This is a genomic window from Streptomyces sp. NPDC001135, from assembly GCF_053598395.1.
In genome coordinates this window covers 58003-66004 of record NZ_JBSFKD010000046.1, presented here as the reverse complement: position 1 = coordinate 66004, position 8002 = coordinate 58003, and the positions used below count along the sequence as shown (strand labels likewise).

Below are 8002 nucleotides of genomic sequence, written 5' to 3'. Positions count from 1 at the left end.
CCGCCCGGACCGATCGACAGGCAGCCTGCAACCGACCCGACTGCCTTGAGATCCGACGGCCGACCCGCGGGCTCAGGACCCCGGCGGGGCCGGGGGCGGGCGCTTCGGGCATGGGCGACGGTCGATGCCGAGCCGGATGCCCTCACGCTCGCGTCGCTTCCTGCCGAGCCGGAAGACATATCTGTGCGGACCGGCGTGCCTCACGTTCCGCGCGCCGACCGCGAGCAAGGCGTCCCGCAGCCAGAGCACCGGGTCGATGCCAGCCCGCGGCACGGGCGCGCCGAGCCGGATGAGCTGTGCAGCGGCGTGCTCGTCGTCGACGACTTCACGCCCTCTCGGACGTGGCCGCCCTCGTACGCCGGGCGCACCGACACCGCCCGGTTGCACTGGCTGGAGCATCCGGCCCTGCGCACCGTGGACCTGCCGCTGGCGGCCGACCTGAGCGCGGTGGTCGCCGTCCAGCGCACCGACCTGTGAAGTGTCACCTCGCCCCGCAGCGCGCGGAGTTGCTGACCATCGTGGTTCCTGTTCCTAGCACCGCCGCGGCACCGGTCCGCTGAGCAGGGGGAAGCACGGGCCGGACTTCGCGGGCTGCTGCCGCCATCGGTGAACGCGTTCGCTCCTACCAGGAGTTCGCCGAGCGGGCCCCCGTATGGTCGGAGTCGATCAGCGGGCACGCATCAGCGAGTTCCCTGGTCGCCGTCGACTCGGACGACCCGTTGAGCGCCGCCCTCGCGTTCGTGGCCGCCAGCCGGTCGGGATGCGCCGTACTGCCCCTCAACCAACACAGCCCGCCCGCTCACCGTGACCGGATGCTCGCCGACTCGCTGCCCTCGGTGCTGCTCGGCGACGGCACTGGCGGCGCCCTGTCCGTCACCCGCACCGGTCTCGCCCCGTGGCCGGACCAGGACGGGGAGGGGCGTCGCCTGCGGACGGCCTCGACGGGATCGCTTACGCGATGTACACCTCGGGCTCCACCGGGCGCCCGAAGGGTGTGATGGTGTCGCACGAGGCGCTGCTCGCCCGGCTGGCCCAGGTGCCCGGTCTGGAGGTCCTCGCCATGACGGCGCTGCCCTTCGACATCTCCTTGGCCGAGCTGCTGCTGCCGCTGACGGTGGGCGGCAGCTTCGTCGCCGCCCCGGCCGGGACCCGGGCGAACCCGGACCTTCAGCGAGCTGGTGGCCGAGCACGCTCCCGATGTGATCCAGGCCACCCCGAGAATCTGGCACCTGGCCACGGCCGGCGGCTGGCCCGGCGCCCCGGGCAGCCGAATCTGGTGCGGCGGCGAGGCCCTCACCCCCGGCCTGGCGGCCCGACTGCTCGGCCGCTGCGGAAGTTGTGATACCTCCACGGCCCCACGGAGGCCATCATCTGGGTGACGGCGGCCCGGATCGAGTCGCCCCACGATCCCCCTGGGATCTGCGCTGCCCGGCTCCGGAGTGCTGCTCGCGCCGCCCGGATCCGGGGCGCCGGCGGCCGGCGGGGAGTCGGAGGAGGGCGAGATCCGCCGACCTAGGGCCTGCCCGACGGGTCGCGTCACCGACCCCGCGGCCGACAGCACTGTCACCCGAATGGACCAACATGACGTGCCACCCACATGGGTGAAGATCAAACTAACTAGTGCCCCAACCGAGGCAATCCGTGAAAGGGGAATCGAATGCGCATTCGACGAATCCTCGCCGCCGCCATCGCCACGGCAGCCGTCGCTGGACTGGGCCTCACAGGCGCGGCCACCGCCACCGCCGCCACCACACAGGGTGCCTCATCCTACGTCACCCCTTCTCAGTGCAAGCAGGGCGGCGGAACGGCCGATCTGACGGACAACACCTGCAAGGGCGGTATGTACGACGGGCAGAAGATCGACTAAACCCCACGAGGCGCCCCGCAGCCACGCGCCGCGGGGCGCTCCCGCACGGGCTTGACTTCCGCTCCCCGGCCTAAAGCTAAAGGCCGGGGATTCCTACCACGGTCGGGTGACCGTCTCGGTGGGTTCCTGCTTCAACGCGCTGCGCGGGGACGAGTCCCCGTCTTACCTGCGCTCCACGGGCTGACACGGCCAGTCCGGCCGCCTTCGCGACGTTGACCGCCGCGTTGATGTCTCGGTCCAGGACAGTCCCGCAGCCCCCACACGTCCGGACGCGGACGTGGAGGGGCTTGGGGCCGTCCTTGACGCCGCAGGCCGAGCAGACCTGAGAGGTGGGCTCGAAGCGTCCGATGCGGTGGAAGGCACGTCCGTTCTTGGCGGCCTTGTATTCCAGCATCGCGACGAACACGGACCATCCAGCGTCGTGTACGGATTTGGCCAGGCGTGTGCGGGCAAGCCCCTTGACCGCCAGGTCTTCAACCGCGACCGCTTGGTTATCGCTGATCAGCTTGGTTGAAAGCTGGTGATGGAACTCGCGGCGCGCATCGGCCACCCGTGCGTGAGCACGGGCGACGCGAAGCCGGGCCTTCTCTCTGTTCCCGCTGCCCTTCTCCTTGCGGGAAAGCGCCCGCTGGGTGCGCTTGAGGCGCTTCTCGGCTCGGCGCAGGAAGCGCGGACTGTCGATCTTCGTGCCGTTCGAGAGGACCGCGAAGTGCCCCAAGCCCAGGTCGACGCCGACCAAGGAGTCCGTCTCGGGCAGGTACTCGGGGTCGGTGTCCACGACGAACGAGCAGAAGAACCGGGCAGCCGCAGCCTTGATGACTGTCACCGTGGACGGGGTGGACGGCAGTGCGCGGGACCACTTCACCCGTACGTCCCCGATCTTCGGCAGGCGCAGGTCACCACCGGTCGTGATCGACCAGCGGGCGTTCGCCGTGAACCTGACCGACTGCCGGTTGTCCTTGCGCGACTTGAACCGGGGATCCGCGATCTTCGGGCCCTTGCGGGTGCCCTTGAGGGAGGCGAAGAAGTTGGAGTACGCGGTGTCCAGGTCCCGCAAGGACTGTTGCAGAACGACGGCGGACACTTCCCCGAGTCATGCCCGCTCGGGGGTCTTCTTGGCCCCGGTGATGACCTGCTTGGACAGGTCCCCGATCTTCGGATACGGCTTGCCGTTCTCGTAGGCGTCCTTGCGGATGCGCAACGCATCGTTGAACACGACGCGAGCGCACCCGAACGCCCTGGCCAGCGCGGCTCGCTGAGGCCCGTTCGGGTACAGGCGGAAGCTGTACCTCAACTGCTTGGCGATCATCATATGGTTTGTGGCTGAGTACGGACAGATACGTCAGTACATCGAGCAGCAGAACCGCCCGGCGTGAGCTGAGGTCCCGGAGGCGGAGCGAACTCCGGCGCTGCGCGCCTCCGGGCCAAGGATGGCCTTCACCACCGGGCTGAAGCCCGGCGCACTGGCCAAGTCACCGGTAGCGGGGATCCGGGCTGAGGATGGCCGGATCGTCCGATCGCAGCCGGAACTCTGCATGCACTCCGAGACTGTTGCGTGCAGCGACGTAGAACTCGTCACGCTTCCCTTGGAACCCTCGGAACGCGCTCATCCAGTCGTCTGGCGTACCTGGGCGCATGTCACGAACGAACTGTTCCAGCACCCAGGCGTGTCGCTGCAACGCTCTGGCCGCCGAGATGGTTTCCGCATCTCCCATGAGGAGGACGGCCTCGAACGCGTACCCCCGCTCAAGCTCGGCTTCGGCCAGCAGCTCAAGGCCGGCCTCCCTGGCGAGTGGTTGAGGCAGGTCGAAGAGGCCCATACCTGCCGCCAAACGACCCGCTAGTGAAGTGAACCTCTTGACCGCATCGGCATATCGGAGATAGCACTCCAGGCGGCGTTCGTCCCATCGTGTGGAAAGTTGGCGCCGCCACCGAGATCTCTCCATCAAGGCCCCGCCAACGTAGGACGCAACGGCGCCGACGAGCACACCAATCAAGGTGAACAGCTGCCCCGACATGGCCCCCCGCCGATCATGTGTCCGCCAGGCAGGAGCCTACGGCCGGAGCCTCTGAGGCGTAAGAGTGCCAGGGGCAGCAGGGTGGCTGTGACTGAACCTGCAGGCGCTGCGACATCTACGGATCAGAAGGTGCCCGTGCCCGACCCGTGCCCGATCGTGCGGGATGCCACGGGGAACCACGGCGCCGAGCGGGCGTCGCACGACGCAACGGCCCCTGACCGATTCAGCTGGTCAGGGGCCGTTCACATGCGCGGTGGGTGTGGGATTTGAACCCACGGTGACTCGCGCCACGACGGTTTTCAAGACAGGAAAGGCCAACCCCCGAGACCGGACCTGGCAGGCACCAAGCCGTGACCGGTCATCGGGTTGTCAGTAGTGCCACCGATGAGCGCCAGCCTCATAGTCGCAGGTGATCTCACGCCCTGCCGCGTCCGTGGTCGTCTCCCCCACGTCGATGCTCCGGCAGAACTCGCCGGCGTGGTAGCAGTTACCGGCGTTGGATCGGATGTCGCACAACTGCGTCGTGGTGGAGCTGCCCGATGCGGGCGAGCTGTCAGCCGTCGATGTACTTCCGCCCGAGCTGGGGTCCGTACTGCCCTTCGAGGACGTGTCGTGATGAGAGTGGGGGCGTGGCGGCGAAGCGCACGCCTCGTTCGTTCTCAGAACCGAGAACGTGACAGTCCCGGTGCTCTCGGCACCAGCATCAGGCCATTGCGAGCACACCTTCCAGTTGCCGAGGTGAGACGGACTACGGTTCAGGTCGCTCAGGTCTGTGTAAGTCACCGGCCTGACGTGGTGCTTGCGGGCGTCCGCCACAGCCTGTGCGAGGTTCCAGCGCTGGTAGTCGCTCACCGGCTTCGTAGGAGCCGGATTCTGTGAAGGCGACGGAGACACGGAGGATTCGACCGAGGGAGATGCGGTCGCGCTAGGCGACGCTGTGGGCTTGGCGGATGTGGCCTGGACCTGGTCACCGTCAGCGCCCCCCGCGCCGATGGCGAAGCAAGCCACAGCCCCTACCGCCAAGGCTCCATAGGCCAAGAGGCGCTTCTTCACCCTGTTGTTCGCGCTCTGGGCGGTGCTGGATTCGCGGAGCTTCCCGTGACGGACGTGCCCGACAGGCCGCTCCCGTTCCACCTTCGGGCGACGCGCCGGGGGCGGCGTGATGCGTTCGGGGATCTTGACCTGGATGGATTGTGCGTTGCGTTCGGGGATCTCGTCCTGGGCGGACTGCTTGGTGCGTGAAAACCAGTCGGAGAGACGCGCATTCGTCTCTGCGCGGCGTGTTTCCCGAGCCTCCTGCTGCGCCTGCTGGAGATCGAACCGGCGGGACCAGTCACTCTTGTGGCAACGCGAGCAGTTGGAAACACCTTCGCCGTTGACGCGCATCAGCCGACCTATGCCGTGTCCACAATGCGGGCACGTGTGCCTCACTTCAACCATGCTCCCCCTCCTGTGACCTGCACATAGTAGGGCGCACTTCAACGTCGTTCCGTTTGGGCGGCCAGTGGTTCGTCAAGGCGGCGATGGCGATGCGCAATGCCGGGCCGCCTCGGCGGGCTGACACCGCTCATGTGACCCATGGCTGGGCCGTCTCTGGGCCGTCCGACACCACTCAATAGGGGCCAAGGACAACCAACGGCGACCACCAGGCGCACGAGCCCACCCCTCCTGAGCCGGAAATCCCAGCTCACCAAGATCCCCGACAAGACCCAGGGCAAGTAGACACCGGCGTACGGGGAACCTTGACCACGTGTGACCGCAGCTCATGGGTGGCTGTCCAGCGGCACAGCGTGTGCATCATGAGGCATGGGGATCGATCTGGAGCTGCACTCATCACGGCCGGCTCACAACAACTGGCCCAAGTCCCGCGTGACGCTCCTGCGGAGTTCCTACGGGCACGGCGCCGCGCTGGCCGATGCGCTCGGCTCTCTCCAGCTCCTTGGAGTACCGGGGAGGCTCACTGCCGTCGATCCGTACGGGGACACGTTGATGAACGAGCAAGAGGCCGCAGCCGCTCTCCAGGAAATCCACGGCCTAAGGCAGAGATGCGGCGACGAACGTCAGCTCGCCGCACTGGACGACCTTGCAACGATGCTGGAAGAGTGCGCGGCCACCCCAGGAAGTTACTTGTGGTTCGCGGGCGACTGAAGCTCGGGGGTGAGGAAGGGGTCGAGATGGGCGAAGACAGTCTCGGGCTCCTCGCGGATGGGCAGGTGTCCTGCGCCGGGAATGAGTTCGAACCGCGCATGGGGGAACGCCGCGGCGTAGGCGCGGCCGAAGTCCGGGGTGACGACTGGGTCGTCGGCGCCCCAGATCACCAGGACCGGGCAGGTGACGGTGGAAAGGCGGGGCAGCATGTCGGCGTCGGCCATGGCCGGGCCTGCGTAGGTGCGCATGGCGGCCATCGACTGCGCGGACGGTGCGCCCTGCGGCGCCGGTCCTGCGGCCGCCGGAGCCGGTGGCCCGGCGGGCACGGTGATCTGCTGGCCGGGTATGACGGGGCCGATGGCGTCCATGAGGACGAGTGGGGAGATCCGGCCCTCGCGGTCGTCCAGGACGGTCTGGGTGGCGACCCAGCCGCCGAAGGACGTGCCGATCACCGTCACGTCGTTCAGTGAGAGGTGGCCGAGCAGGTCCAGGTAGGCAGTGGCGAGTGCGGGCACGCAGTCCAGGTCGTCGGGCCGTACGGTGCCCTCCCAGCCCGGATGGGTGGGCGTGACCACCCTGTGATCCGGTGCGAGGTGGTCGATCAGGGGCGTGATGCTGGAGGGGCCGGGGCCGCCGTGCAGGACGAGGACCGGGCTGCCGCTGGTGCCGGCCTCGCGCACTTCGAGGTCGAGGCCGGGCCGTACCGGAATGGCGCGCTGCAGGGATGCGGTCATGAGTTCCTCCTCCTGGATGTGGCGGGTTCGGTGGCTGAGGGAGCGGTGGCCATCGGGACAGCTCACTGGGCTGCCGGGCCGGAGGTGAAGAAGGCGACCATCTGCTCCAGGCCGCGCTCGCCGAACATCGTGTCCAGGTTGGCGGCGGACTCGGCGGCGGACGCCTCGCTCCGCGGGAAGAGGACCTCCTCGTACGCGGCCAAAGCGGCCTCGCTGTCGCCGGGGTGAGCCGCGATGGCCAGGGCGAGTTCGGCGCCGTCGAGCATGGCCAGGTTGGCGCCCTCCCCGGCGAAGGGGGACATCACGTGGGCGGCGTCACCGAGCAGCGTCACGCCCTGGGCGCGGTCCCAGCGGTGGCCGACGGGCAGGGCGTGGATACGGCGCGGGGTGATCGTGTCCGCGTCGGCGACCAGGGCGCGCAGGCCCTCGTCCCAGTCCTCGAAGTGGGCGAGGACCGCGGCCTTGGCGGCGGTCTGGTCGGTGAAGTCGACCGTGTCCAGCCAGCCCTCGTCGACCTTGAGCGCGGTATAGACGTGGAGACTGCCGTCGCTCTCCCGGTGCGCGAGGACACCGCGTTCGTGCCCCAGGGCGATGAAGAACCCGCCGCCGATGACCCCGGCGCTGCGCGGGTGGCGGGTGTCGGCGTCGAACAGGTCGGTCTCGACGAAGGAGATGCCGGTGTAGGCGGGCCAGGCGTTGGAGACCAGCGGCCGGATCCGGGACCAGGCGCCGTCCGCGCCGATCAGGAGATCGGTGGTGATGGCCGAGCCGTCGGCGAACGTCACCTCGTGACGCCCGTCGCCCAGCCGCCGAGCCCCGGTGACTTTCCGGCCCCAGTGGATCGTGCCGTCGGGCAGAGAGCCCAGCAGCAGGTGACGCAGGTCGCCGCGGTCCACCTCCGGCCGGCCGCCGGTGCCGTCGTCCTCCTCGGCCACGTGCACCGTGCCGTCGGGGCCGAGCAGGCGCATGGCCTGACCGCCCTCGTGGACGATCTTGAGGAAGTCGTCGTGGAGGCCGGCGGCGCGCAGGGCCTTCTGTCCGTTGTTCTCGTGGATGTCGAGCATCCCGCCCTGGGTGCGGGCGGCCGCCGCCGCCTCGAGCTCGAAGATCGCCGACTCGACGCCGTTGACGTGCAGGACACGGGCGGCGGTCAGACCGCCGAGGCCTGCGCCGATGATCGCGATCGGGAAATGGCTGGTGCTCATGGGGGCCTCCGAAAGCAGTAGGGGAAACGC

At 68.8% G+C, this 8002-nt stretch carries 8 protein-coding genes and 1 pseudogene; 4 read left to right on the top strand and 5 right to left on the bottom strand.

The window, feature by feature from the left end; genetic code table 11:
* The first annotated feature begins 195 nt into the window (after positions 1 to 195).
* The 3 genes from ACWC94_RS38015 to ACWC94_RS38005 all read left to right on the top strand — a co-directional run bounded on the left by ACWC94_RS38015 (position 196) and on the right by ACWC94_RS38005 (position 1867).
* The gene (locus ACWC94_RS38015; protein ID WP_450801856.1) at positions 196 to 477 is read left to right on the top strand and encodes a hypothetical protein; all 282 of its coding nucleotides are present in this window, start codon (positions 196 to 198) and stop codon (positions 475 to 477) included.
* A 418-nt stretch (positions 478 to 895) separates the two neighbouring features.
* Positions 896 to 1342, top strand: coding sequence for an AMP-binding protein (locus tag ACWC94_RS38010; RefSeq protein ID WP_450801855.1), 447 nt, complete (start codon positions 896 to 898; stop codon positions 1340 to 1342).
* A gap of 315 nt (positions 1343 to 1657) precedes the next feature.
* Positions 1658 to 1867 (top strand): hypothetical protein, encoded by a 210-nt coding sequence (locus tag ACWC94_RS38005; RefSeq protein ID WP_450801854.1) that lies wholly within the window; start codon positions 1658 to 1660, stop codon positions 1865 to 1867.
* A 76-nt stretch (positions 1868 to 1943) separates the two neighbouring features.
* Here the strand turns inward: ACWC94_RS38005 and ACWC94_RS38000 are convergent.
* From ACWC94_RS38000 to ACWC94_RS37990, 3 genes and pseudogenes are all read right to left on the bottom strand, one after another.
* Positions 1944 to 3176, bottom strand: a pseudogene (locus ACWC94_RS38000) (RNA-guided endonuclease InsQ/TnpB family protein).
* A 163-nt stretch (positions 3177 to 3339) separates the two neighbouring features.
* On the bottom strand, positions 3340 to 3885 hold the full coding sequence (locus tag ACWC94_RS37995; RefSeq protein WP_450801853.1) for a hypothetical protein: 546 nt from the start codon (positions 3883 to 3885) through the stop codon (positions 3340 to 3342).
* A 369-nt stretch (positions 3886 to 4254) separates the two neighbouring features.
* Entirely contained in the window at positions 4255 to 5271 is a 1017-nt protein-coding gene (locus ACWC94_RS37990; RefSeq protein ID WP_450801852.1) for a hypothetical protein, read from the bottom strand.
* A 420-nt stretch (positions 5272 to 5691) separates the two neighbouring features.
* On the opposite strand from ACWC94_RS37990, the gene ACWC94_RS37985 reads away from it, so the two are divergent.
* Positions 5692 to 6033 (top strand): hypothetical protein, encoded by a 342-nt coding sequence (locus tag ACWC94_RS37985; protein WP_450801851.1) that lies wholly within the window; start codon positions 5692 to 5694, stop codon positions 6031 to 6033.
* Here ACWC94_RS37985 and ACWC94_RS37980 read toward each other — a convergent pair.
* Both ACWC94_RS37980 and ACWC94_RS37975 read right to left on the bottom strand, forming a co-directional pair.
* Complete coding sequence (locus tag ACWC94_RS37980; RefSeq protein ID WP_450801850.1) at positions 6009 to 6767, bottom strand: alpha/beta fold hydrolase; 759 nt, start codon at positions 6765 to 6767, stop codon at positions 6009 to 6011. The two genes, ACWC94_RS37985 and ACWC94_RS37980, sit on opposite strands and share 25 nt — an antisense overlap.
* A 62-nt stretch (positions 6768 to 6829) precedes the next feature.
* Positions 6830 to 7972, bottom strand: coding sequence for an FAD-dependent oxidoreductase (locus ACWC94_RS37975; protein ID WP_450801849.1), 1143 nt, complete (start codon positions 7970 to 7972; stop codon positions 6830 to 6832).
* Positions 7973 to 8002: the final 30 nt, after the last annotated feature.

Bases quoted from the DNA above. Each gene is read 5' to 3' on its own strand.
- ACWC94_RS38005 (WP_450801854.1), top strand. From the start codon at position 1,658: ATGCGCATTCGACGAATCCTCGCCGCCGCCATCGCCACGGCAGCCGTC.
- ACWC94_RS37995 (WP_450801853.1), bottom strand. From the start codon at position 3,885: ATGTCGGGGCAGCTGTTCACCTTGATTGGTGTGCTCGTCGGCGCCGTT.
- ACWC94_RS37990 (WP_450801852.1), bottom strand. From the start codon at position 5,271: ATGCGCGTCAACGGCGAAGGTGTTTCCAACTGCTCGCGTTGCCACAAG.
- ACWC94_RS37985 (WP_450801851.1), top strand. From the start codon at position 5,692: ATGGGGATCGATCTGGAGCTGCACTCATCACGGCCGGCTCACAACAAC.
- ACWC94_RS37980 (WP_450801850.1), bottom strand. From the start codon at position 6,767: ATGACCGCATCCCTGCAGCGCGCCATTCCGGTACGGCCCGGCCTCGAC.
- ACWC94_RS37975 (WP_450801849.1), bottom strand. From the start codon at position 7,972: ATGAGCACCAGCCATTTCCCGATCGCGATCATCGGCGCAGGCCTCGGC.